21 protein-coding genes are annotated in these 25,279 nt (G+C 68.4%); 17 read left to right on the top strand and 4 right to left on the bottom strand.

Going from position 1 to position 25,279, the window contains the following annotated elements:
* Nucleotides 1-364: 364 nt before the first annotated feature.
* From ACFXIV_RS23970 to ACFXIV_RS23915, 12 genes are all read left to right on the top strand, one after another.
* Entirely contained in the window at nucleotides 365-1,405 is a 1,041-nt protein-coding gene (locus ACFXIV_RS23970; protein ID WP_379402076.1) for a glycosyltransferase family 4 protein, read from the top strand.
* The gene (locus ACFXIV_RS23965; protein WP_379402077.1) at nucleotides 1,405-2,592 is read left to right on the top strand and encodes a glycosyltransferase family 4 protein; all 1,188 of its coding nucleotides are present in this window, start codon (nucleotides 1,405-1,407) and stop codon (nucleotides 2,590-2,592) included. Before ACFXIV_RS23970 ends, ACFXIV_RS23965 begins: the two co-directional genes overlap by 1 nt.
* A 457-nt stretch (nucleotides 2,593-3,049) precedes the next feature.
* A complete protein-coding gene (locus ACFXIV_RS23960; protein ID WP_379402099.1) occupies nucleotides 3,050-4,330 on the top strand; it encodes an oligosaccharide flippase family protein in 1,281 nt (426 codons plus the stop codon).
* Nucleotides 4,327-5,331, top strand: a complete 1,005-nt coding sequence (locus tag ACFXIV_RS23955; RefSeq protein WP_379402078.1) for a glycosyltransferase — start codon at nucleotides 4,327-4,329, stop codon at nucleotides 5,329-5,331. The genes ACFXIV_RS23960 and ACFXIV_RS23955 overlap by 4 nt, the downstream gene beginning before the upstream one ends.
* 157 nt (nucleotides 5,332-5,488) lie before the next feature.
* A complete protein-coding gene (locus ACFXIV_RS23950) occupies nucleotides 5,489-6,865 on the top strand; it encodes a hypothetical protein (protein WP_379402079.1) in 1,377 nt (458 codons plus the stop codon).
* The gene (locus ACFXIV_RS23945; RefSeq protein WP_379402080.1) at nucleotides 6,856-8,157 is read left to right on the top strand and encodes a Wzz/FepE/Etk N-terminal domain-containing protein; all 1,302 of its coding nucleotides are present in this window, start codon (nucleotides 6,856-6,858) and stop codon (nucleotides 8,155-8,157) included. The genes ACFXIV_RS23950 and ACFXIV_RS23945 overlap by 10 nt, the downstream gene beginning before the upstream one ends.
* A complete protein-coding gene (locus tag ACFXIV_RS23940; RefSeq protein WP_379402100.1) occupies nucleotides 8,157-9,542 on the top strand; it encodes a glycosyl hydrolase family 28-related protein in 1,386 nt (461 codons plus the stop codon). The genes ACFXIV_RS23945 and ACFXIV_RS23940 overlap by 1 nt, the downstream gene beginning before the upstream one ends.
* A complete protein-coding gene (locus tag ACFXIV_RS23935; protein WP_379402081.1) occupies nucleotides 9,539-10,837 on the top strand; it encodes a GNAT family N-acetyltransferase in 1,299 nt (432 codons plus the stop codon). The genes ACFXIV_RS23940 and ACFXIV_RS23935 overlap by 4 nt, the downstream gene beginning before the upstream one ends.
* Complete coding sequence (locus ACFXIV_RS23930; RefSeq protein ID WP_379402082.1) at nucleotides 10,830-12,149, top strand: glutamate-1-semialdehyde 2,1-aminomutase; 1,320 nt, start codon at nucleotides 10,830-10,832, stop codon at nucleotides 12,147-12,149. Before ACFXIV_RS23935 ends, ACFXIV_RS23930 begins: the two co-directional genes overlap by 8 nt.
* Nucleotides 12,150-12,198: 49 nt before the next feature.
* Nucleotides 12,199-13,350, top strand: a complete 1,152-nt coding sequence (locus ACFXIV_RS23925) for a glycosyltransferase (RefSeq protein WP_379402083.1) — start codon at nucleotides 12,199-12,201, stop codon at nucleotides 13,348-13,350.
* Nucleotides 13,351-13,404: 54 nt separating this feature from the next.
* Nucleotides 13,405-14,145, top strand: a complete 741-nt coding sequence (locus ACFXIV_RS23920; RefSeq protein WP_379402084.1) for an SDR family NAD(P)-dependent oxidoreductase — start codon at nucleotides 13,405-13,407, stop codon at nucleotides 14,143-14,145.
* An 11-nt stretch (nucleotides 14,146-14,156) separates the two neighbouring features.
* Nucleotides 14,157-15,017, top strand: a complete 861-nt coding sequence (locus ACFXIV_RS23915) for an amidohydrolase family protein (RefSeq protein ID WP_379402085.1) — start codon at nucleotides 14,157-14,159, stop codon at nucleotides 15,015-15,017.
* A 9-nt stretch (nucleotides 15,018-15,026) separates the two neighbouring features.
* Here ACFXIV_RS23915 and ACFXIV_RS23910 read toward each other — a convergent pair whose 3' ends face one another.
* Nucleotides 15,027-16,031: a sigma-70 family RNA polymerase sigma factor gene (locus tag ACFXIV_RS23910; protein WP_379402086.1), complete on the bottom strand. Its 1,005-nt coding sequence runs from the start codon at nucleotides 16,029-16,031 to the stop codon at nucleotides 15,027-15,029.
* Nucleotides 16,032-16,173: 142 nt separating this feature from the next.
* Here ACFXIV_RS23910 and ACFXIV_RS23905 point away from each other — a divergent pair, with 142 nt between their 5' ends.
* Nucleotides 16,174-16,752: a dihydrofolate reductase family protein gene (locus ACFXIV_RS23905; protein WP_379402087.1), complete on the top strand. Its 579-nt coding sequence runs from the start codon at nucleotides 16,174-16,176 to the stop codon at nucleotides 16,750-16,752.
* 94 nt (nucleotides 16,753-16,846) lie between these two features.
* Here the strand turns inward: ACFXIV_RS23905 and infA are convergent, their stop codons facing one another.
* From infA to ACFXIV_RS23890, 3 genes are all read right to left on the bottom strand, one after another.
* Nucleotides 16,847-17,071, bottom strand: coding sequence for a translation initiation factor IF-1 (infA, locus tag ACFXIV_RS23900; RefSeq protein WP_356996338.1), 225 nt, complete (start codon nucleotides 17,069-17,071; stop codon nucleotides 16,847-16,849).
* A complete protein-coding gene (locus ACFXIV_RS23895) occupies nucleotides 17,068-17,862 on the bottom strand; it encodes a GNAT family N-acetyltransferase (protein ID WP_379402088.1) in 795 nt (264 codons plus the stop codon). Before ACFXIV_RS23895 ends, infA begins: the two co-directional genes overlap by 4 nt.
* Before the next feature lie 225 nt (nucleotides 17,863-18,087).
* Nucleotides 18,088-18,312, bottom strand: a complete 225-nt coding sequence (locus ACFXIV_RS23890; RefSeq protein ID WP_379402090.1) for a hypothetical protein — start codon at nucleotides 18,310-18,312, stop codon at nucleotides 18,088-18,090.
* Nucleotides 18,313-18,552: 240 nt separating this feature from the next.
* On the opposite strand from ACFXIV_RS23890, the gene ACFXIV_RS23885 reads away from it, so the two are divergent.
* The 4 genes from ACFXIV_RS23885 (at nucleotide 18,553) to ACFXIV_RS23870 (ending at nucleotide 25,102) form a co-directional block, all read left to right on the top strand.
* Nucleotides 18,553-18,948 (top strand): VOC family protein, encoded by a 396-nt coding sequence (locus tag ACFXIV_RS23885; RefSeq protein ID WP_379402092.1) that lies wholly within the window; start codon nucleotides 18,553-18,555, stop codon nucleotides 18,946-18,948.
* A 2-nt stretch (nucleotides 18,949-18,950) separates the two neighbouring features.
* On the top strand, nucleotides 18,951-19,832 hold the full coding sequence (locus ACFXIV_RS23880) for a sigma-70 family RNA polymerase sigma factor (RefSeq protein WP_379402093.1): 882 nt from the start codon (nucleotides 18,951-18,953) through the stop codon (nucleotides 19,830-19,832).
* 790 nt (nucleotides 19,833-20,622) lie between these two features.
* On the top strand, nucleotides 20,623-24,087 hold the full coding sequence (locus tag ACFXIV_RS23875) for a DNA-directed RNA polymerase subunit beta (RefSeq protein ID WP_379421329.1): 3,465 nt from the start codon (nucleotides 20,623-20,625) through the stop codon (nucleotides 24,085-24,087).
* Between the two features lie 100 nt (nucleotides 24,088-24,187).
* On the top strand, nucleotides 24,188-25,102 hold the full coding sequence (locus ACFXIV_RS23870; RefSeq protein ID WP_379403275.1) for an ADP-ribosylglycohydrolase family protein: 915 nt from the start codon (nucleotides 24,188-24,190) through the stop codon (nucleotides 25,100-25,102).
* Nucleotides 25,103-25,279 lie beyond the last annotated feature (177 nt).

Genomic DNA, 25,279 nt, shown 5'->3' with positions numbered 1-25,279 from the left:
CCTCGGTTCGAGTTGCGGTGTTGTTGACGTGAATTACTTTCGCGGGGGCGGCTGACGTCGAGCTGATACCGGCCTGACACCTGCGCTGACACGACATCCAGCCGATTCCGCGCATGGATGATCCGGCCGATTCCGCGCGGGGATGGTTCGTCCGTTTCGCGCCTCGACGATCCGTCCGATTCGGCGCCTGGAAATCGGCGGCTCGGAAAATACTGGTCGGTGGGTTGATTGCGGGTCGATAGCCCGCCCAGCAGCGCGGATTGGCATACACTTGCGCTGCAAGGGCGTTCGGATCGTTATCTCGGTCCGAATGTGGGTGACGGACCCGGGGGTGAGGGTTTTGACACGGCCCATTCGGGTGTTGATGACAGGGTCGGAGTGGTTCACGGCCGCTCATGGGGGTCTCAGCCGGTACTTCACAGATCTATACGGTGCACTGACGCGCGACGCTCGAATCAGTGTCGGCGCAAGGGCTTTCGGTGACGGTCCGGTCGGCGCGGGGTCATGGGGACCCACCGGCGGATCGACGCTCCAGCGCGCCCGGACCGCGTTTCTGGACCGGGACGGGCTCACCCGCGACACCGTGATCGATCGGCACTTCTGCTTGTACGGGCCTGCGGCGGTACGAAATCCGCTGGTAGTGCACTTTCACGGGCCGTGGGCGGCCGAGAGCCGGATGGCCGGAGAGGGCGCGCGGGCGGTGCGCGCCAAGTATCTGGTCGAGCGGCTGCGGTATGCCGGGGCGGACCGGTTCGTCGTGCTGTCGCAACATTTCGAAAGGTTGCTGGTCGGCGACTACGGCGTGCGGCCCGATCGGGTTCGGGTGATTCCGCCGGGTGTGGATCTGGAGCGTTTCACGAATTCGGAGCCCGAGGCCGGCACCGGAATCGTGTTGTGCGTGCGGCGATTGGAGAAGCGGATGGGTATCGACGTGCTCATTCGCGCCTGGTCCGACGTGTCGGCCAAGCATCCCGATGCCCGGTTGATCATCGTCGGAACCGGGACTGCCGAGGCAGAATTGCGGGCGCTCGCCGCAGACCAGCCGTCGATCCGATTCACCGGATCGGTGTCCGACGCGGAGCTCACCGACCTGTACACCCGATCCGATCTGACCGTCGTCCCCTCCCTCGCACTGGAGGGATTCGGGCTCATCGCCCTGGAATCCCTCGCCGCCGGACGCCCCCCGATTGTGTCCGACTGTGGCGGATTGCCCGATTCTGTCCGGGATTTGGACGCCACGCTCCTCGTCCCGCCGGGCAATGCCGAGGCACTCGCCGCCCGCATCGCCGCGGCCCTCGACGGCTCCCGGCCCGCCGCGAAGCAATGCCGCGCCCACGCGGAGTCATTCTCCTGGGCCGTCGCGGCGCATCGGCACCGGGATCTCTACGCGGAGCTCGTCGGCTGATGGCACCGCTGAAGGCCGTATTCCTGGCGCACACCGCGGCCCCCTCCGGAGCCGAATTGGCAACGCTCCGCCTGGTCTCGGCCATGCCCGCCGGGCGGACCGCCGTGCTCTACACCGAGGACGGCCCGATGCTGCGCCTGATGGCCGCGCGCGGGATCGAAACCCGCGTCGTCACCAATAGTTTCGACTCCCGCGCCATGACCATCGACAAGGCCGGGATCCGCAGCCTGCTCGTGGGCGCGACGGGCCTGCTACGTCTGGGCTGGGCACTGGGCGCGACCGTCCGCGACCTGGACGCCACGGTCCTGGTCGCGGGCAGCACCAAAGCCCTGCTCATGGGCGCGGTCGCCGCCCGCCGGGCCCGGGTCCCGCTGGTCTGGCATGTGCACGACCGGGTTTCGCGCGACTACTTCGGCCGCGTGCTCGCCCTCGTCATCCGAGTGCTGGGCTGGGTGGTGGCCCGCGGCGTGATCGCCAACAGCCGCGGCACCCTGGCCTCGCTGTACACCTGGCGGCGAGCGGCCGTCGTCGCCTATCCGGGCGTCGAGTTCCCACCCGACGACGACACCGCGGCAGACGAATCCGCGCTCACCCGCGAACGACGACCCCAGGAACAACGCCCCGCCGGCGAGACCATCATCGCCGTAGTCGGCCGCCTCGCCCCTTGGAAGGGCCAGGACCTGTTCCTGCGCGCCCTGGCCGATGTGAAAACCCTCCCCCGCGAGGTCTTCCTGGTCGGCGGCACCTTCTTCGACGAGGAGCCCTACCGCGCCGAACTCGAGGTGCACGCCACCGCCCTCGACCTCCCGGTCACCTTCACCGGCCACGTGGACGACCCGGAATCCTATCTGCGCCACGCCGATATCCTCGTGCACTGCTCGGTGCTGCCCGAGCCCTTCGGCCAGGTGGTGGTGGAGGGCATGCGGGCGGGCTGCGCGGTCATCGCGACCCACCCCGGCGGACCGGAGGAGATCGTGGAGCCGGGGGTGAACGGCCTGCTGGTGACGGCCGGCGATCGCGCCGAGCTCACCCGCGCCCTGGACACTCTCATCGCCGATCAGGAACTGCGCGTCAAGCTCGCCGATGCCGCACGGGTGCGATCCCGCGATTTCGATGTCGCCGAGTCGGGCCGGATCGTGACCGACCTCCTGACCGGTCTGCCCGGAAAGCCGTGGCGGCGTGGATGATCCGACCGATCCGCTGCCGGCCTACGACCCGCCCACCGTGCGGATGGAGGCCCTCGGCACGCTGGGCCGGTTGCGACAGCGCCGCCATATGCGGCACGGGATTCCGGAGGTCGACCAGCAGGCTTCCGCCTTCGAGCTCGACGCCCGCGGTGATTCGGGTCCGGCCGGCCCGCGCCACGGCCGCGCCGGACCGAACGGCCACGAGAACGGCACCGGCCGGGGCACGGTGTCGTTCGACGAGACCCGGGCCGCCCGCTATGCCGCGCCCTCCCGCGGTCCGGTGCTCCCCACCTTCTACGGCGATCCGGTCGACCCGCCCACCGTCCGGCTTCCGGTCACCCGCCCGGCGCGCGATGTCACCGGCGCCTACCGACAGGCCGCAACGGACGGCGAATCCCCCATCGCCACAGATCATTCCGACACCAACCGTAGGCATCGCAAGGATTCGTCCTCCGGCCTGGGCAGTATCGGCAGCATCATCCGCGATATCGGACTGGTGACCTTCGGCAAGTACGGCCAGTACGTCATCACCCTGGTCACCGTCCCGCTGCTGGCCCGCATGCTGGGCCCGCACGGCACCGGCCTGCTGGCCATCGGCATGTCGTCCTACTTCATCGGCTCGCTGGTCGTGGATCTGGGCGTCACCTCGTTCCTGGCGGCCAAAGTGCCCGAGGACGATCCGGGCCACCTCGAGGTGAACCGCCTGCGCGGCACCTACCTCGCCATTCGCGCGACCACCCTGACCCTCATCGGCGTGGCGCTGCTGGCCGGCCTCGCGATCGGGGTGTCCCCCAAACTGCACATGGTGCTGCTGGGCCTGTTCGCCGGTGGCTTCTGGTCGATCTCGGAGGACTGGCTGCTCATCGGCCAGGGCAGATTCGGCAGCTCCACCATGTATCAGGGCGTGGGCCGCATCGGATATCTCGGCCTGCTCGTCGGACTGCTACCCCGATTCCCCAGCGCCTCCATGGCCGTGCTGTGCCTGCTGGTCTCCTCCATCGCCACGGTCGCGCTGACCTGGTGGGACTCCTTCCGCAAGTTCGGACCGCCCGCCCGGCCCTATGGCGTGCGGGCCGTCCTGCGCATGGCCGCACCGATTTTCACCTCCCGGCTGCTGGTCACCGGTTACGGCCAGGGCTCGGCGGCGGTGTACGGCGCGGTGCTGGAGGCGGCCTCGCTGGGCCTCTACTCCGCGGGCGACCGGCTGGTCCGCGCGATCCAGTCCACCCTGGACCCGATCGGCTTCGCCCTGCTCCCCCGCATGGCCCGCCGCAGCGCCCATGATCAGTTCTGGCGCAATCAGATCCAGATGCTGGTCGGCTGCGTGACCCTGGCCTGCCTGGCCGTGGTGAGCGTCTGGGTGATGGCCCCCATCCTCATCCACCTCATCTACACCCACGATTTCGACGGCGCGATACCCCTGCTGCGCGTCGAGATCCTCATCCTGCCCGCCACCACCATCACCTCGTACGTGACCACCGCCGTGCTGCCGGTCAAGCAGGACACCATCGGCGTGCTGATCGGCGCGATCATCGGCACCTGCGTGGCCGCGGTGGCGCTGGTGGTCGCCGCCCGGACCGGATCGGTCTGGACCCTCGTCTATGGCACAGTTTCCGCGGAAATCAGTGTCGCGCTGTGGTACATCATCCGGGTGCGGTGGCTCATGGTCCGGGAACGGGCCGGCCGCGGCGGGCCGGTCGAACCTGCCACGCTGCTGACCAAGGGGGATCTGGCGTGAAAGTACTTTTCGTCGGGGATGACTGGGTGGGCAGCAACGCGCGCTCACTCGCCGACGGATTCCAGCAGGCGGGGCACGAGGTGGTGGTGATCGACACGACCCCGGTCACGCTGCCCGCGCGGCTGTCGCCACCGTGGGTGTATTCGAAGGTCGCCCACCGGCGCGCACCCTGGAACGTCGAGGCACTGCATCGCGAGATCGACAGCGCGGCCGCCGCATTCGCGCCCGATGTGCTGTTCGCCTTCAAATCGGTGCACCTGGACCAGCAGCGGCTCCTGAGCGCCCCGGCTGGTCTGCATGTGCACTACAGCCCGGATGACGTATCCAATCCGTACAACACCAGCCCGGAATACTTGGCACACGAAGCCGAATGGGATCTCATCGTCACCACCAAGTGGCACAACGTTCCCGAGCTGGCCGCCCGCGGCGCCCGGCACGTGAAATTCGTTCGCAGCGCATACGATCCGGCCCTGCACCACCTCACCGCCCGCCGCACCGTCCGCAACTACCTGGTCGGTTTCATCGGTGCGGTGCGCCCGGACCGTCAAGACCTCTTGATCTCGCTGGCCCGGGAACACCACGGGGACATGCTGTTACGCGGTCCCGGCTGGCGGCGCGTGCGCGCGCTGTGGCAGACCGGCGCCGATGTCGGCGGCGCGGTCTATGGCGAGAATTTCTCCACGGCGGTCGCCGCGGTCACCGCGAACCTGGTACTGCTCAATTCCGACAATCGCGACACCCACACCTGCCGCACCTTCGAAGTCCCGGCCGCCGGTGGCCTTTTCGTCGGCGAACGCACCGACGAACACGCCGAATTGCTCCAGGACGAGGCCGAGTGCTATTTGTTCTCCGGCCCGACCGAGCTGCGCGAGATCCTGCGCCGCTGCGCCAAGTATCCCGATCAGGTCGCCAAGGTCGCCGAGGCCGGTCATCGCCGCATCGTGAACGGCGACCACCGGTACGTGGACCGCGCCCGCGAGATCATCGACGCACTGGCATGAGCGGCCGCGCGCACCCGGCCGCACAGTGTAGCCGCGCGCAGCGCCACCCATGCCCGGAACGGCGCAACGGATCTGCCGCGCCGACGGCGAAAAGAACGGCCGCGCAAACGGGTAACGCCCCGGCCCGCGGCGCGGACATACGGGTGATGGGAGAGTGATGGCCTCCGCACAATTCGCTGTATTCCTCGTCGCCGCCGCGCTGGTGACGATCGTCGTGGTCGCGATGTTCCTGCCCGGTGTGGCCCGGGTGTTCCTGATCGCGCAGACCGCGCACTGGTCGCTGTCCTATATCGCGCGGCCGGTGGTGCTGCTGTGGGTGCAGCCCGTCCCCAGTTACGGCGACAACGTGCCTGATCCGCGGCTCTACGAATACGGCTACGACGGCGGCATCGCCGCGGTGCTGCAACCGGTCATCTTCGGACTCTGGGTCTACGCCGCGCTGATCATCGGCTACGTGCTGTGGGTGCGGCTACGCCCGCGCGAGACCACGCCGCGCGTAGCGCCTTTCGCGGGCGAGCCCATCTTCACCCAGACCCTGTTCCTGCTCTACGGCGTCGGCACCCTGGGCCGGCTGGCGGCCTACGCCACCGGCACCACCGGCAAGGCGGGCGAACTGGAGAGCCCGAACCCGCTCATCAACCTGGTCACCATTCTCGCCACGCTCGGCGCGGTCGGCCTGATCGTGTTCTACCGCAACGAGTCCGGCCGCACCACCGCGCTGGTGGTCGGCGCGCTCACCTGCGGCGAACTGGTGTGGACCGCCACCGTGCAGTCCAAGACCCCGATCATGGGCGCGGCGCTGGCCATCGCCGTGCGCTTCGCCATGACCGGCTGGACGCGCGTCAAGGTGGTCGGCGTGCTGAGCATCACCGGCCTCGCCATCGGCGGCTTCGGCTGGCTGCAGTCGCTCAAGACCGACGCCGCCGCCAAAGCCGAAGCGGCACAGGTGGATGCGCAGTATCCGACGGTGGTGCACCCCTTCCTGAGCATGCTGCGCCGTTTCGACCTGCTCGAGGCCGCCACCGACTCCTGGTTCGCCGGGCCGAGTTCCTGGCTGACGCCGAGTCAGGTGGCGCAGCACGCCGTGCAGAGCCTGATTCCCACCCAGCTGCTGGGCGCGGAGAAGTTCCGATCCGGCGCCGCCTGGGCCGAGCAGGTGCGCGGGCGCTCGGTGGACATGTCGACGGTGGAAGTGTCCCTGGCCGAGGGCAATATCAACGAGGGCTATGTGCTGGGCGGCTACATCGGTGTCGCGGTGGGGGTCACGATCACGTTCGTGCTGCTGCTGATCTGGATCCGGGCTCTCTACAGCAGGTACCTGGCCATGGCGATCCTGGGCCTGTCGGTGATCGAGGTCCCGGTCCTGTTCGAGCGCGGCATCCTCGGCACCGTCGAGATGCTCGGCAAATATCTGCAGGCCGTGGTGCTGGCATGGCTGGCGTATCTGGTTGTTGGTGAATTCCGAAGACGGATGGAACAGCTGCAGGGGGCACCGATTCCATCCGGGAAAACGAGGACAGCGCAATGGGTTTGATCGACTACTGGCGGTTGCTGCGGCGGCGCTGGCCGATAATCGTGGTCGCGGTGGTGATCTGTACGGGGGCGGCGTACGGATACGCGAGCACGCTGCCGACCGAGTACACCGCGTCCAGTTCGGTGTACGTATCCATGGCCACCGGGACCTCGGTCAACGACTCCTATCAGGGCGGGCTGGCCGCGCAGCAGCGCGTGCGCTCGTACGTGGATCTGGCCACCAGCATCACCGTCGCCACCTACGTGCACGATCAGCTGGGCCTGAAGAGCTCGGTGAACGACGTGCGCGGCCGCATCACCGCGGTCTCGCCGCCGGCCACCACGATCATCATCATCACGGTGAAGGACTCCACCGCCGCCGGGGCGCGCACCCTGGCCGACGAGGTGGTCTCCCAGTTCCGGGCGCTGGTCTCCCGGCTCGAGGTCACCCAGAGCGACGCCGCGCCCGCCGCCCGCGCGGAGGTCATCGACAAGGCCCAGACGCCCAGCCAGCCCAGCGGACCGCAGCAGAAGCGCTACTACATGCTCGGCGTGCTGGCCGGACTGATGGTCGGCCTGGGCGCGGCGATCCTGCGCGACAAACTCGACAAGCGAGTCCGCACCTCCACCGAGCTGGAAGCCTTTCTGCCCGTGCCGATTCTGGGCATCGTCGACGACGGGCGGCCCGGAGCGGCGGGTGAGCTGCGCCGGCTGCGCACCCGGCTCACCGAGGATCCCGCGCTGGTCAGCCTGCTGCTGACCTCGCTGTCGCCGCACTCCGAACCGGATGTGGCGATCGGGCTGGCCCGCACCTTCGCCGATACCGGCGCGCGGGTGGTGCTGGTGGACGCCGACACCACCGGACAAGGCTCGTCCCGGCGCAGTCCAGCGGCCGCGGCGGCGGGACTCTCGGAACTGTTGCGCAACAACGCGACTCCCGCAGGGTTCGTGATGGCCTGGCCGGAGGTGGGGATCACTGTGCTGCCGCTGGGCGGCATGGACTTCCGCACCCCCGACCTGCTGGACTCCGAGCGGTTCAGCGACATCATGTCCAAGCTGCGCAGCGAATTCGACCACATCGTGGTGGAGGCCGCACCCGTCACCGCGGCCGCCGACGCCATCGCGCTGGCGCGGCGCGTCGACGCCACCATCGGCGTGATCGAGCTCGGGCAGACCACCTCCAACCAGGTGCGCGGGGCGCTGGCCACCTTCGGCCACGAGAACAAGCGAATGATCGGCACGGTCGTCTTCTCGCGGCCGCATCGCAGCGTCGGCGAACTCGTCAAGCATCCGCTCGATCTGGTGAAACGGTGATCGAGGAGGACGGGGGGACAACGGACAACCGGTCGGAGGCCGCCGTGCGCCGCCGGCGGCTGCTGGCCGCCGGACTCGGGGCGGCGGCCATCCTGCCGGTCGCGGCCGCGTGCGCGAAAACCGATTCCGGCGCAACGGAATTCCGTTCACCGCATGTGACCGATCAGCCGTCGGCGCGGAATGTGAAGGACTTCGGCGCGGTCGGGGACGGGAAGGCCGACGACACCGACGCCTTCGCCAAGGCCGCCGCGGTCGGCGACAAGCCGCTGGTGCTCTACATCCCGGCCGGGCAGTACACGCTGAAGAAGTTCCCGGCGCTCGCCGACTACGCAACGGTGCTGGGCGACGGGGCCGATGTCACCACCATCAATTACGAGGGCGATGACACCTTCATCGCACTGCAGCGCAAGCAGCGGGTTCGCTTCTCCCGCCTGGGTTTCTACTTCTCCGGCCCCAAGGCCACCGCGGTCCGGCTGTCGGAGTGCTTCCGCTGCACCTTCGATTCGGTGGTGCTGCGCGGCAACCATCTCAGCGACAACGCGCCCCGATTCCAGGACCAGCGGGGACTGGTGCTGGATCAGAACACCGGGGGCACGACCGTCATCAATTCCGATATCAACAATTTCGGGTACGGGATCGTCACCTCGTGCATCCAGAACTACGTGACGTCCTCGAAACTCACCAACAATCACATCGGGGTGCTCGGCACCGGCGGCGACCACAATGCCGGATTGGCCTTGGCCAATGTCGAATTCGTGTCCGACAACGATCCCAGGACCACCGACAAGCATCTGGTGGTGGACGGTCCCGCGAACGACTGGTGGCTGACCAACGTGTGGTTCGAAGGCGCCGATACCGCGCTGTCCATCGGCGGACCGGCCGGCGGGCCCGCCCAGTTCGGTCTGGTCAACTGCAAGGTGGCCGCGCGCAAGGTGTGCCTGGACCTGATCCACTGCCGCCAGCCGTATCTGGCCAATGTGCAGTTCGATCCGGATCTGGACGCGCCGCCCATCGAGGTGCGGGTGGATCCCAAGGGCGTGTCGGAGGGCACGGCCGTCAACCTCATCTCCGGGTCCTACCAGGACGTGGATCCCAGGTCGTTCCCGGACGGTTGGCACGTCATCGGGCGCGGGGCCATCCATGGCGCGCGCTTCGCCGGGACCACGGTGGCGCAGGCGAGTCAGCCCGATGCCGACATCTTCCAGGTCCAGGACCGGGACGGGACCGTATTGTCGGCCGTATTGAACAGCGGGGCTTATATTTCCGATCGCAGCGAAGGGGGAATCGTGTTGAAGGATTCGGCGGGCACGTACTGGCGGCTGTCGGTGGGCACGGACGGTGCGATCAAGACCTCGTCGCTGGGCAAGCAGCGACCGCACTCGTGAGCGGCGCGGGGGCACGACTGCGACTGGGCCCGGCACGGCTGCACGGCAGCACCCTGCTGCTGCGGCTGCCGCGCTTCGCCGATTACCAGCAGTGGCGGCGGCTGCGGCTGCGCAATCGTGAACTCCTGGAACCGTTCTGGCACACCTCGCCGCTGGACTGGGACACCCGGCACAGCGAGAAGGCCTGGGTGCGTGAATGTCTGGAGGCGGCGACCAATGCCCGCACCGGGCGGCGGGTCGCCACCGCCATCGAGATCGACGGGCGCTTCGCCGGGCAGGTGGAGATCGGCAATATCGATCCGCAGGCCCGGCAGGGCGAGATGGGGATCTGGATCGACGCCCGGATGGGGCGGCACGGATTCGGCGGGATCGCGGCGGGATTGATCCTCGACTTCAGCTTCGAGGTGCTGGGGCTGGAGCGCATCAATGCGCCCATCTCGCCGGGGAACACGGCGGCCACCAGTGGTGCGGTCCAGATCGGGTTCGTGCGCGAGGCCCGCATGCGGCTGCACTTCGATGTGGGCGGGGCGCGGGCCGATCACGATCTGTGGTCGATGACGCGGGCCGAGATTCCGCCCAAGGGATTCACCGAGATGTGGACCGAGCGCACGCTCGAGCATCGAACCCCGCCCCCGGACGAACCCACCGGAACACCGGAGTCGACCGGAATACCCGATACAGCGACAGTTTTCGGGGTCCTGGCGCGGTATCGCGCGGGCCAGCTGTGGCGGGCTGCCCGCCAGGCGCTGCCCACCCGGCCCGTCACGCTCCGGCTGACCGGGTTCGACCGGGTGGCGCTGCGCAGCCTCCGGCCCTCCGACGGCCCGGCCCGCGCGACCGCCCGGCGTAACGGGGCGCTCCCGGCGACCGACGGAACCGATAGCACCGGTCCGTCCTGGTGGCGCGAATTCGCCCGCAGCACAGCGGGAGTGCGCTCCCCCGCCGGTCTGCTGCTCGTCCTCGACGCCGCGGGCACCTACGCCGGGGAGGCCCGGCTGTTCGACCTCGACATGTTCGATCGCAACGCCCGGATGCACATCTGGGCCGATCCCGCCCACGCCGACGACGGAGTCCGCCTGGCGGCAACCCGGGCCCTGCTGGCACACGCCTTCGACCGGCTCGGACTGTTCCGCGTATACACGGCCGTCGCGGCCGGGGATACCGCATCGGCCGCGGTCGCCGCCTCGGCGGGACTGCACAAGGAGGGAACCATGCGCAGCTACACCGGACTCGACGGGCATCGCGGCGACCACGAACTGTGGGCCATCACCGCCGGGGGTGCCGATCATGCGTGACTACCGGCGCAGTGCCGCCCTGCAGGCGCGCCTGCACGATCTGGTCCCGGGCGGCGCGCACACCTACGCGCGTGGCGCGGACCAGTATCCGGAGGCCATGGCCCCGATCCTGGTGCGCGGCAGGGGTGCCCGGGTGTGGGACGCGGACGGCAACGAGTATGTCGAGTACGGCATGGGGCTGCGCTCGGTGACCCTCGGCCACGGGTTCGCGCCGGTGGTCGAGGCGGTGGCGCGGACCATCGCCGACGGGGTCAACTTCTCCCGGCCGACCGAGCTGGAACTGTTGGCGGCCCAGGATTTCCTGAGCCTGGTGCCGGGCGCGGACATGGTGAAGTTCGCCAAGAACGGCTCCGACACCACGACGGCCGCCGTGCGGCTGGCGCGCGCGGTGACCGGGCGGGAGGCGGTGGCGATCTGCGAGCAGCCGTTCTTCTCGGTCGACGACTGGTTCATCGGCACCACCGAGATGAACGCGGGGATACCGGCGGTTCCGACGGTCCGATTCCGCTACAACGACCTGGCATCGCTGGAAACGGCCATGCGCCGCACCGCGATCGCGTGCGTGATCCTCGAACAGGCCACGGCCCTGTCCGAACCCGCGCGGGGCTTCCTGGAAGGCGTACGCGCGCTGTGCGACCGGTACGGCGCGCTGCTGGTCTTCGACGAGATGATCACCGGGTTCCGCTGGTCCGCCGGCGGGGCGCAGCGGATCTACGGTGTGACCCCCGACCTGTCGTGCTGGGGCAAGGCCATGGCCAACGGGTTCCCGCTCTCGGCGCTGGCCGGCAAACGCGAGTACATGGAGCTGGGCGGGCTGCGCACCGACGCGGACCGGGTCTTCCTGCTGTCGACAACCCACGGGCCGGAAACCGCGTCCCTGGCCGCCTTCCGGGCCGTCGTGCAGACCTACCGCGACACCGATCCGGTGGCGCGCATGGAGGAATCCGGCCGTCGCCTCGCCGCCGGGGTCAATGCCATTGCCGCGGACCTCGGTATCGGTGATCATCTCGAGGTGGCGGGCCGGCCGTCGTGCCTGGTGTTCCTCACCCGGGACCCGGAAGGTGTTCCCTCCCAGCCGTATCGGACGCTGTTCCTGCAGGAGCTGCTGGACCGGGGTGTGCTGGGGCAGTCGTTCGTGAACTCGGCCGCGCACACCGACGCCGAAATCGACCACACCCTCGATGCCTGCCAGTCGGCGGCCAAGACCTACCGCAAGGCCCTCGAACAGGGCACGGTGGACGGCCTGCTCGCCGGACGGCCGGTGGCTCCGGCGCTGCGGCGCACGGCGGCACCGCGTCGTCTCGCACCGTAACCCAGTCTCGCGCCGCAACCCAGTCTCGCGCAGTAACCCAGGAGCTGTGATGTCCGCACCCCGGATCGCCCTCGTCCACGAGCGATTCACCGAATACGGCGGCTCCGAGGCCGTGGTCGCCGAGTTCATGAAAACCTGGCCCGGCGCACCGGTTTTCGCGCCCATCACCGACTCGGAGTGCACGCGCGCACTCTTGGCGGCGGCAGGGCCCTCGATCGAAACGGGCTCGGCGGCAACCGGACCCGTGTACGACACCTGGCTGTCGCGCGCCTACTCGGCGAGTGGGCGGCGGTCGCATGCGCCGCTGCTGCCCTTCGTGCCGGGAACTCTGCGCAGTCTTCCACTCGACGGCGAGTACGACGCGGTGGTGGTGAGCCATCACGCCTTCGCGACCCAGGCGGTCTTCGCCACCACCGCACCGGTGATCGCCTATGTGCACAGCCCGGCCCGGTGGGCCTGGGACAGCGCGTTCCGGGCGCGGGAGGCCGGAGGACGGGCGGGGCAGGCCATTCTGATGGCGCTGGGCGCGCTGGCCCGGCGCAACGAACTGCGGGCCGCGCCGCGGCTCGCGCACGTGGTGGCTAACTCGCAGGCGGTGGCCGATCGGGTGCGGGACTGGTGGGGATTGCCCGCGTCGGTGGTGAATCCGCCTGTGCGCGTGGACCGTTTCTCCCCCGATCCGCGCATCGACCGGGAGGATTTCTTCCTCTTCGCGGGCCGGCTCGTGCCCTACAAGCGCCCCGATCTCGCCATTCGCGCCGCCCGCGCGGCCGGGGTGCGCCTGGTGATCCTCGGCGACGGCCGCTATCGCCGTCAGCTGGAGGCGCTGGCGGGCCCGGAGACCACCTTCCTGGGCGCGGCCTCCGACGAGGTGCTGCAGGACATGTACCGCCGCTGCCGGGCGCTGCTCATGCCCGGCGTGGAGGATTTCGGCATCGTCCCGGTGGAAGCCATGGCCTGTGGCGCACCGGTGCTGGCGGTGGGTGAGGGCGGGGCGCTCGACACCGTCGTGCCCGGGATCTCCGGCGAACACATTCCGACCGGTTCCGACGATTCGGTGGTGGCCGGATTCGCCCGGGTGATGCGCGATTTCGACCCGGCCGACTATCACCCCGAAACCATCCGCAAGCACGCCGTCACCTTCTCCCCCGAGGCATTCCGCGGCCGAATCGCGGACATTGTGTCGCGCAATTCCCGCTGACCGACTATTCATAGAATCCGGACGGATTCGAGAACAGCGGAACAGGGTGAGGCAGTGGGTGGTGTCGGAGCGGTATCCGGCGCGCTGGTGACCGGTGGGGCAGGGGATGTCGGGGGCGCGGTGGCGCGGCGACTGGTGGACGCCGGACGGCCCGTATGGGTCGCGGATGTCGATGCCGAGGGTGCGCGTGCGTGTGCGGCGGAGCTGGGGGCGGAAGCCACTGCGCTGGAACTGGATCTGACGAGCGCGGAGAGCATCGAAGCTGCCGCCCGGACGGTCGGCGGGCGGGTCTCGGCGGTGGTGCACTGCGCCGGGGTCGCCGTCGTGGAACCGTTCCTGGACAGCGGAACCCTCGCCTGGGACCTCATGTTCCAGGTGAATCTGCGCGGGCCCATGCGCCTGACCCAGCTGCTGCTGCCCGGCATGCTCGACGCCGAGGCCGCCCGCATCGTGTTCGTCGCCTCCGACGGCGCGCGAGCCGGCGCCTTCGGCGAAACCGTCTACGCCGCATCCAAATCCGGCCTGTTCGGTTTCGCCAAATCCCTCGCCCGGGAGGTGGCCCGCGACGGCGTCACCGTCAACGTGGTCTGCCCAGGACCGCTGGAGGGCCGCATGGTCGCCCACACCATGGCCGATCACCCCGAAACCCTCACCGCCCTCGAAAAATCCATCCCCCTCAAACGCCTGGGCCGACCGGACGAAGTAGCCTCCCTCATCGCATGGCTGGCAAGCCCGGAAGCCAGCTACGTCACCGGCCAGCTGATCAGCGTCAGCGGCGGCATCACCATGCAGTAGGAGTTGCCCACATGCCCTCTCTCCCCCTCGTCGACGCCCACATGCACCTGTGGGACACCGGTGCGCATGCCTGGTATCCGGGCCTGGCGAGATTCGCCGCCGCCGGTCGACCCGACATCGCGCAGAACTTTCTACCGGCCGACTTCGATCGGGGGCTGGGCTCGATCGAGGTGGCCGGGCTGGTGCACGTGTCGGCCACCACCGCGCCGCATGCCTATCTGGACGAAACCCGTTGGGTGGACGGCATTGCCGCGGCCGGCTCGCGGCCGTTCGCGATCGTCGGGGCGGTCGATCCCACCCTGCCGACGACCGAGCTGATCGCGCATCTCGACGAGCAGGCCCGCACCGAGCGGTTCCGCGGGGTACGGGTTTTCGAAGGGCTGTCGCCGAATACGCCTGCGGCGGATGCCCTCGCGAGCTGGCTGCAGGAGCACGACGCGGTCTTCGATCTGGTGACCGAGCCCGGCGAGATTCTCGACTGGATCGACTTCCTGGCCGGGTACCCGGAGCTGCGGGTGGTGCTCGAGCACCTGGGGTTCCCGCAGGGGCATTCCTCCGAGGCCCGCTCCGCCTGGCACAATGCGATCTCCTTGGCGGCCAAGGAGACTCAGTGGCTGTGCAAGCTCTCGGGGTTCGGGCTCATCTGCCGCGATCTGGCGTGGCCATCGCTCGAGTACTGGCTGGAATCGAGTGTGGCGCTGTGGGGGTGGCGGCGGCTGATGTTCGCGTCCAACATGCCGGTGGATTCGCTGGCCGGGACCTACACCGAGCTGGTCTCGGCGATCGACCACATCGTCACCACCGACGCCACCGATCAGGAGGCGGAGTTCTTCTACCAGGCCAACGCGCTCGACACCTACCGCCTGAAATAGGCGACGCGGCTAGCGGTTCGGCAGTGATCGGGGCAGCCCGAAGCGTGGGAGCACGGCGGTGTCGAACCTGGTCAGCCCGCTGATCCGGTCGCCGGCGAGGGTCAGGACGTAGAGGCCGGTGCCGTGGGCGGTGCCGTCGGGGCCGCGCAGATAGGCCCCGAACGCGGGCTGGCCATTGGCGCTGGTCGCCACCAGGTCGAAGCGGCGGCCCGCGCCGAATATCGCTGCGCAGAAACGGGTTACGGTCTCGAGGCCGACGTATTCGAAGGGCATCGGCGGCATCGACATGAACACGTCGTCGGTCAGCAGGGCCACCAGTGCGTCCAGATCGGCGGACTCCCACGCCGTGGCGAACTTCGCCCCGACCGCGTCCTGCGCGGCCGAACGCGGGGCCGATTCCCCCTCGGCGGTCGCGGGCAGCCGGTGCCGCAGGCCGGTCCGGGCCCTCTTGAGAGCGCTGTTGACCGAGTCGACGGTCGTGTCGAGCATGCCCGCCACCTCCGCCGCGGGGAATCCCAGGGCGTCACGCAGGATGAGGACGGCCACCTGGCGCGGCGGCAGAAGCTGCAGGGCCGTCACGAACGCCAGTGAAATGGACTCGGTCTGCTCGAGGCGGGCTTCCGGGCCCAGCGGCATCGCGATCGCACCCGCCACCAGATCCTCCGGGAGCGGTTCGAGCCAGACGATCTCGCCGAGCCGGGTCGGCTCCGGTGGCTGTACATGGGGCACGTTCCACGCCTCGGCCGGTCGCCGGCTCGCCGAGCGACGCGCGTTGAGGCAGCGATTGGTGGCTATCCGGTAGAGCCAGGTCCGTAGCGAGGCACGCTCCTCGAAGCCGTCCAGGCCGCGCCACGCACTCAGCAGCGTCTCCTGCAGGGCGTCCTCGGCGTCCTGCAGGGACCCCAGCATCCGGTAGCAGTGCACCAGCAGCTCACGCCGGTACGGCTCGGTCAGCTCCGCGAACGCCGCGCTGCTCCCGGCCCGCGCGGCCACCATCGGATCGTCGACTGCCACTCTCGCCACCTCTTCCGTCTCGAATGCTCGTGCATATCGACACCGGCCCGGGCGCGAACTGGGCGGTGGGCGCGCGCCCAGTTTCGGCGGGCTCCGGTTTCTACCTCAGCAGCAACCGAACACACCGATCAAGGAGACCCGCATGGGCACGATCGTCATCACCACCAATGTCAGCCTCGACGGCGTCGTCCAGGACCCCGACGGGCGGGAGGGCTTCGCCCGTGGCGGCTGGTTCCCGGCGCCCGACAGCACCGATTTCCAGGCCTGGGCCGAACTCGAGACGCGGGAGGCGCTGGGCGCCGACGCCATGCTGCTCGGCCGCCGCAGCGACGAATGGTTCGCGCCGCGATGGAATTCCCGCACCGGGGTCTGGGCCGACAAATTGAACAGCCTCCCCAAGCATGTCGTGTCCTCGACCACCGAACCCCCGCAGTGGATCAACGCGACGGTCCTCAAAGGCGACGCCGTCTCCGAGATCGCGGCCCTGAAGCGGTCCGTGGAGGGCGAGATCATCGTCTACGCCAGCTATGAGCTGGTGCGCACACTGATCGAGCACGACCTGGCCGACGAATTCCGCCTCGTCGTCTTCCCCGTCGTCCTCGGCGACGGTAAGCGTCTCTTCGATCGGACCACCGTCGCGAAATCGTTGCGTCTCATCGAGACCCGGCAGATCGGCGACGGCCTGGTGTACTACGCCTACGAATTCCTCCGCGACGCCTGAACCCACGCCCGGAGGGCCCAGCCGCCCACCCGGCGGCTGGGCTCTCCGACTCCGGTTTCGACAGCCCTCCACCGGGAGCCGCCGCCCGTGCCCGTTACGTCCTGTACCGGAACAGAATTCGGCCACGGGTGAGGTCGTAGGGGCTCAGTTCCACGAGGACGCGGTCGGCCGGGAGGATCTTGATGTAGTTCTTCCGGATCTTGCCGCTGATGTGCGCGAGGACCTGATGCCCATTGGGCAGCTCCACCGTGAAGGTGGCATTGCGCAGGCACTCGACGACGGTGCCCTCGATTTCAATTCCCTTTCCGGTCTTGGTCATCGCAGCACCAGTTCCAGGTTGCTGTTCACGCGCCGGGCGCCGATGCCGTCGAACAGTGCGGTGGCCGCCGCGTTGGATTCGTTCACCTCGGCCGAGGCGGTGGCGATGCCACGGTGGTGCAGCGTGGACAGGGTGTGGGCCAGCATTGTGCGGGCGATGCCGCGGCGCTGCTGGTCCGCCCGGACCGCGATCAGTCCGATCCGCGGTAGCCGGGTCACCTGCACCACGCGGAGCAGGCCCACATAGCGGCCGGCCTGGGCCGCCACCACGTATTTCGACCGGTCCACAATGGTGTCACCGTCGTACCCGCCCAGGATCTCGGCCGGCATCTCCTGCCAGCCGACCGCCGCCTCCACCTCGTCGCGGATGACCCGGTCCACGGCGCGCAGCGGTTCCGCCGCCGCGCGCCCGGCCGGCACGATCGTGATGTCCGGTGGCGGGAGGACCGCATGCAGCGCGGTGCCGGCGGGATCGGTGGGGATCAGGTACTCCCATTCCCGGCGCCGGGTCGTGAAACCGGCTCGCGCCCACCGGGACAGCAGGTCGGCGTCGTTCTCGTCGACCACGGTGTGCAGTGGCCTGCGCAGGGTGGGGAGCATCGCGGCCGCGAGTTGGTCGAACACCGCGTCGTGCCAGGCGTCGATGCTGACGAACAGCCGTCCGTCGGGTCGTGTCGAAATATCGCCGCACCCGACCACCAGGTCGTTCTCCACGGCTTGCCATCGGGTCAGCGCGACCCGGGTGATCGCGGCGGAATCGCCCGCACGCGAAGAGATATCCGAAGTATTCATCGTCGTCACCTTTCGGGATTGCCTTGTCAGGCAGGCGCTCCCGGCGACAACTACAGCGTTCGCCAATCCGTGACGACGAGAGGGAGCCCCCACATCGGTACTGTGTTCACGGGTCTCACCTCCTCGCCTGATGCCACGGTAGGCAGCAGGCTAGCAGACCGAATCACGGTCCGCGCAAGGTATTTTCCGCCACGAACCGAAGATGAAGCACAAGAATGGGCTGTCTCAGCGACGGGATCGCACGGTCAGGACGCCCACGACCCAGCCGATGGCGAAGGTCACCAGCAGCACCAGCCACATCGGCGAACGGATGGTCATCAGCAGGAATTCGATGTCCACCCGGTGCCGGTTCTCCGCGATGAACATCACCGCCAGCACGGTGAGGACGATCGCGATCCACTGCTTCATCGAGATCTTCGACAGCAGTGAGGGTTTGGCTGGCTCGGTCACCTGATCCTCCTGTCGAGGTGAGGGGCGGATCGGGGTCCTGTCGGACCACGTCGTCCGACGCTAGTCGCCGTCATCGGACGCCTGCCTCAACCGTGCCGCGATTCGGCCGATTCGTTACCTACCGAGCATCGGCACGACGGCGGCCGCGACCAGGCCGGTTACCTTCTCGCGCCGGCCCGCGTCATACAGGGTGGCGACCGACATCGACCGGGGTCGCCGGACCGAGAAATGGAGGACAGGGTGCTGTCGAATATTTTGTATGTCACCGTCTATGTGACCGATCAGGACCGGGCGCTGCGGTTCTACACCGAAGGGCTCGGGCTGGAGAAGCAGGTGGACTATGCCGGGCCCGACGGGCGGTTCCTGACCGTCAGGGCGTCCGGGAGTCCCGTGGAGATCATTCTGTGGCTGCTTCCGGAGGCGGCCGGGCAGCCGACCGGGGGTCCGGAGGTGGTCGCACCCGGGCCGCTCATTCTCGAATCGGACAACTTGTGGAAGGACTTCGAGGTGCTGCGGGACAGGGGCGTGACGTTCATCGATCCGGAACCGGTGGAGTATCCGTTCGGGGTGCGCATCGAGGCGGTGGACCCGGACGGGAACCGGGTCTCGCTGCGGCAGCAGCGGCGGGGACGGTAGCCATGGCCGGATCCGGCTCGACGGACCCGGTGGCCGCGGCCTTCGAGGCACAGCGCGATCGGCTGCGGGCGGTCGCGTACCGCGTCCTGGGCTCGCATGCCGATGCCGAGGATGTGGTGCAGGAAGCCTGGATGCGGCTGGCCCGCCAGGACGCCGCCGCCATCGACAACCTCGCGGGCTGGCTCACCACGGTCGTCGGCCGGATCAGCCTGGACCTGCTGCGCTCGCGCCAGGCCCGGCAGGAGTCGTCCTACGACGGCCTGCCCGAGTTCGTCGTCACCGCCGACCACGGCGCCACCGAACCGGAAGAGTATGTCGCCCTGGCCGATTCGGTGGGCCTGGCGCTGCTGGTCGTCCTGGACTCGCTCGGCCCCAGCGAGCGCCTGGCCTTCGTGCTGCACGACATGTTCGCGGTGCCGTTCGCCGAGATCGGCCGGATCCTCGGCAAATCCGCCGACGCCACCAAGATGATCGCCAGCCGCGCCCGTCGGAAGGTGCAGGGCGCCGGCGAGCACCCGGCCGCCCCCGGGCGCGAACAGCGGGCGGTGGCCGAAGCGTTCCGCCGGGCCGCGGTGGGCGGCGACTTCGAGGCGCTCCTCCGCGTCCTCGACCCCGAGGTGCGGCTCACCGTCCACACCCCCGGCGGCGTGTTCGTCACCCTCGGCGCCACCGAAGTAGCCACGCGCGCACGCAGTTTCTCCGGCGCGGTCACCCGCCACCAGCCGGTCCTCGTCGACAATCTGCCCGGCTACATCTCCTGGCGCGAGGACGGCACCCCGCTATCCGTCATGTCCCTCGCCGTCGCCGGCCATCGCATCACCGCCATCACCCTGCTCGCCGACCCGCACCGCCTCGCCGCGATGCACCTACCCGGTTCGGCCTGAATCACCGACCGGCCGCGCCGAGGGCGTCGAGCAGGTTTCGGGCCGGCGACCAGCCCTGCGGGATCCGGGTAGGCGCGTTCCAATTCGACTCTGCCGCAGCTGCCATCGAGGATCTGGGCGAGGAGGCAGGGGGACCACTGTCTTCCCGGTGGGCAGTGCGGTGGTCTCACATCCGGTCGCCGCGATACGGGAGCGTGTCGAAAGAAGTCTCGAAGTCACGACCCGAATCCGCCTCGGCCACAATCGCTTCCGCGAAGACCCGCAGGCCGCGGGACAGGCATGGCCGCGGATCATGATCCACAGTTCGACCAGGAACAGTCCGCTGGGCCGGTGCAGTGCGAACATCAGTGAATACGGGTCTGCACCCGGTCATCGTCGTCGCAAGATACGAATTGCTGCACGGCCACACCCTGGCGTGCAGAGCCGAACATGCTGCCGCTCAGTCGCTTTCGCGCTGGTCAAGATGCCGCGAACGGGAGGCGGCAATCGACTTGACGAATTGTGTTCCGCGGTGTCATTATTGAAATGGGAAGACACCGGAATATCGGTGTCGATTTCTTTGCGCCTCTCGACATCTGTTGACTTCGGGTGTAATTTGAGATTTCGCGCCTGGGCGGGTGCTGTCCGACTCTCGAAATGTGAAATGACCGTGGAAGGTCGCGCTGTCTGCGTGCGGCTTCATCCACCCGTTGTTGTCGAGTCATGTTCGGACGGCCGGCGCCGGTGCGCGTGAATTACGGCCACAGGACAAGCAGATACCGCGACCGACCGCCTGCGCGGGCGGCGCGAGGTGCTGGAAGGACGCATTTTGGCAGTCTCGAATCAGACCGAGCGGGTTTCGTTCGCCACGGTGACCGAGCCCCTGGCAGTTCCGGATCTCCTGCAGGTGCAGACCGATTCGTTCGGCTGGCTGATCGGCGCGCCCGATTGGCGCGCCCGGACGGCCGCGCACGGCGCCACGCGCGCCAGCGGGCTGGAGGAGGTACTCGACGAGATGAGCCCCATCGAGGACTTCGCGGGAACCATGTCGCTGACCCTGTCCGAACCCCGCTTCGAGGACGTCAAGACCTCGATCGAGGAGTGCAAGGACCGGGATCTGACCTACGCGGCACCGCTTTTCGTGACCGCGGAGTTCATCAATCACAACACCGGGGAGATCAAATCCCAGACGGTATTCCTGGGCGATTTCCCGATGATGACCGGCACGGGCACCTTCGTCATCAATGGCACCGAGCGCGTGGTCATCTCGCAGCTGATCCGCTCCCCCGGCGTCTATTTCGACGAGAGCATCGACAAATCCACCGAGAAGACACTGTATTCCGCGCGCGTCATCCCCTCCCGCGGTGCGTGGCTGGAGTTCGACGTGGACAAGCGCGACACCGTCGGCGTCCGGATCGATCGCAAGCGCCGGCAGCCGGTGACGGTCCTGCTCAAGGCGCTCGGCTGGACCAGCGAGCAGATCGCCGAGCGCTTCGGCCACTCCGGCATCATGCTGACGTCGCTGGAGAAGGACAACACGCCCGGCACCGACGAGGCGCTGCTGGACATCCACCGCAAGCTGCGCCCCGGCGAGCCGCCGACCAAGGAGTCCGCGCAGACGCTGCTGGAGAATCTCTTCTTCAAGGAGAAGCGCTACGACCTGGCCCGCGTCGGCCGCTACAAGGTGAACAAGAAACTCGGCATCCACACGGCCGAGGCGGTCGGCTCGCCGGTGCTCACCGAGGAGGACCTCGTCACCATCATCGACTACCTGGTGCGGCTGCACGCGGGCGAGAAGGTGATGACCGCGCCCGGCGGCATCGAGGTCCCGGTCGAGGTCGACGATATCGACCACTTCGGCAATCGCCGGGTCCGCACCGTCGGCGAGCTCATCCAGAACCAGCTGCGGCTGGGCCTGTCACGCATGGAACGCGTGGTGCGCGAACGCATGACGACCCAGGACATCGAGGCCGTGACCCCGCAGTCGCTGCTGAACATCCGGCCGGTCGTGGCGGCGCTGCGAGAGTTCTTCGGAACCTCCCAGTTCTCGCAGTTCATGGATCACCGCAATCCGCTGTCGAGCCTCACCCACAAGCGGCGGCTCTCGGCGCTCGGGCCCGGCGGGCTCAACCGGGAACGCGCCAGCCTCGAGGTGCGCGATGTGCACTACAGCCACTACGGCCGGATGTGCCCGATCGAGACGCCGGAGGGGCCGAATATCGGCCTGATGGGGTATCTGTCGGTGTACGCGCGGGTCAATCCGTTCGGGTTCATCGAGACTCCGTATCGGCGGGTGACCGAGGGCCGGGTGACCGACGAGATCGACTACCTGTCCGCCGACGAAGAGGACCTGCACGTGGTGGCGCAGGCCAACGAACCGCTGGATGCGGCGGGGCGCTTCGTGTCCGATCGAATCGCGGTGCGGCGCAAGAACTCCGAAGTCGAGCTGGTCCATGCCGCCGCCGTCGACTACATGGACGTGTCACCGCGCCAGATGGTGTCGGTGGCGACCGCCATGATTCCGTTCCTCGAGCACGACGACGCCAACCGTGCCCTCATGGGCGCGAACATGCAGAAGCAGTCGGTGCCGCTCATTCGCTCGGAGGCTCCACTGGTGGGCACCGGTATGGAAATGCGGGCGGCGATCGATTCCGGCGATGTCGTGCTGAACGAGAAACCCGGTGTGGTGGAGGAGGTTTCGGCCGACTTCATCACCGTCATGCACGACGACGGCACTCGCCGTTCGTACCGGCTGCGTAAGTTCGAGCGTTCGAACCAGGGCACCTGCGCCAACCAGCGTCCGATCGTGGACGAGGGTATGCGGGTGGAGGCCGGGCATGTGCTCGCCGACGGTCCGTGCACCGAGAACGGTGAGATGGCGCTGGGCAAGAACCTGCTCGTGGCGATCATGCCGTGGGAGGGTCACAACTACGAGGACGCGATCATCCTGTCGCAGCGCCTCGTGGAGGACGACGTGCTGACCTCGATCCACATCGAGGAGCACGAGATCGATGCTCGTGACACCAAGCTCGGTGCCGAGGAGATCACCCGTGACATCCCGAACGTCTCCGACGAGGTCCTGGCCGATCTCGACGAGCGTGGCATCGTGCGTATCGGTGCCGAGGTTCGTGACGGCGACATCCTGGTCGGCAAGGTCACCCCAAAGGGTGAGACCGAGCTGACCCCGGAGGAGCGGCTGCTGCGCGCGATCTTCGGTGAGAAGGCGCGTGAGGTGCGTGACACCTCGCTGAAGGTGCCCCACGGTGAGTCGGGCAAGGTCATCGGTGTGCGCGTGTTCTCGCGTGACGACGATGACGATCTGCCCCCGGGCGTGAACGAGCTGGTGCGTGTTTACGTCGCGCAGAAGCGCAAGATCCAGGACGGCGACAAGCTGGCCGGCCGCCACGGCAACAAGGGTGTCATCGGCAAGATCCTCCCGCAGGAGGACATGCCGTTCCTGCCCGACGGCACGCCGGTCGACATCATCCTGAACACCCACGGTGTGCCGCGTCGTATGAACATCGGCCAGATCCTCGAAACCCACCTCGGGTGGATCGGCAAGGCGGGCTGGAACATTCGGCTCACCGACGGCATCCGCCCCGACTGGGCGCAGCGTCTGCCCGCGGAACTGCTGTCCGCACAACCGGATACCAACCTCGCCACCCCGGTCTTCGACGGCGCCCGCACCGAGGAGCTGACCGGTCTGCTCGGCTCGACCCTGCCCAACCGCGACGGCGAGATCATGGTCGGCGAGGACGGCAAGGCCACCCTCTTCGACGGCCGCACCGGCGAGCCGTTCCCCTACCCCATCGCCGTCGGCTACATGTACATCCTCAAACTCCACCACCTGGTCGACGACAAGATCCACGCACGTTCGACCGGCCCGTACTCGATGATCACGCAGCAGCCGTTGGGTGGTAAGGCGCAGTTCGGTGGTCAGCGCTTCGGTGAAATGGAGTGCTGGGCCATGCAGGCGTACGGCGCGGCCTACACCCTGCAGGAACTCCTCACCATCAAGTCGGACGACGTGGTCGGCCGCGTGAAGGTGTACGAGGCGATCGTCAAGGGCGAGAACATCCCCGAACCGGGCGTCCCCGAATCCTTCAAGGTCCTGCTCAAAGAACTCCAATCCCTCTGCCTCAATGTCGAAGTCCTCTCCGCCGGCGCCGCCATCGAACTCCAGCAACCCGACGACGACTTCGACCGCGCCGCCACCAATCTCGGAATCACCCTCACCCACAACGAATCCGCCACCATCACCGACCTGACCAGCTGATCCACCCTGCCGTGTGGCGCGTCCCGGCTCCCCGGGACGCGGCACACGCGCTGGTTCCAGCAGTGCGACGGCTCAACACGGTTGGCAGGATGTCCGCCGTATGTCTTTTCATTCGAATAGTGCCCGGGACAGTCTCGAAGGGCTGTCCGTCGGGGATGCATTGGGGGCGCAGTTCTTCGTGCCCGGGCGTTCGGTGCCCGAATTGATCGCCGGTCGGCCACCGGCCCCGCCGTGGGAATGGACCGATGACACCGAAATGGCCTGCACGGTTTTCGACGAGATCCGGGCGCGGGGCCGAATCGACCGCGATGCGCTGGCGGCGGCGTTCGCCGATCGGTGTGAGCCCTATCGGGGATACAGCGGCGGTACCGTCGCTCTACTGCACCAGATTCGTGATGGCCGACCCTGGGCCGAGGCGGCGGGCGCGCTGTTCGGCGGGCGCGGGTCCTGGGGCAATGGCGCGGCGATGCGGGTTGCCCCGCTCGGGGCGGCGTTCCCCGGGGAACTGGACCGGGTGGCGGCGCAGGCCGCGTTCTCGGCCGAGGTGACGCATCGGCACCCGGAAGCGATCATCGGCGCGATGGCCGTCGCCGTCGCGGCGAGCCATGCGGCGGCCATGCGCGGAAAACACTGTGCACCACACGAATTGCTCGACGCTGTCGAGCCGTATCTGGTCGACGGGCGTACCGCCGACGGCGTGCGCCGGGCGCGGAAGCTGCTGGGCCGATCGGTCGCCGAGGCGGCGTACGACCTCGGCAATGGCGCACAGGTCACCGCCCACGACACGGTGCCGTTCACACTCTGGACCGCCGCAACCTTCCTCCGGGACTACCCGGCCGCGATCACCGCGTGCGTGGAGGCGGGCGGCGACGCCGACACCACGGCCGCGATCGTGGGCGGAATCGTGGCCGCCCACACCGGAATCGGTACCGACGGCGACCTGTGCGGGGTGCCCCGCGAATGGCTGTCGGCGCGAGAACCCCTGCCCTCGTGGGTGACGGCACCCGCACGGTAATCGTCGGGAGGCACGGATCACACGGACCGGGGCCGCGAGCGTTCGTCGATCCGGAAGTCGTCGGCCGCCGCGGTGTGACCGGGCTCATGCCGGCGGGGGGTCGAGTCCCCGGTCGCGGCAAGTGTGATGCTTGTCGGGTTCCCTCGGCGGTAGACCGATCGTCATACTCGATCGTGG

This window comes from Nocardia sp. NPDC059236, from assembly GCF_042754085.1.
Lineage (GTDB): Bacteria > Actinomycetota > Actinomycetes > Mycobacteriales > Mycobacteriaceae > Nocardia.
Note: the sequence above shows the minus strand (reverse complement) of the source record. Positions and strands in the feature narration are given on the sequence as shown.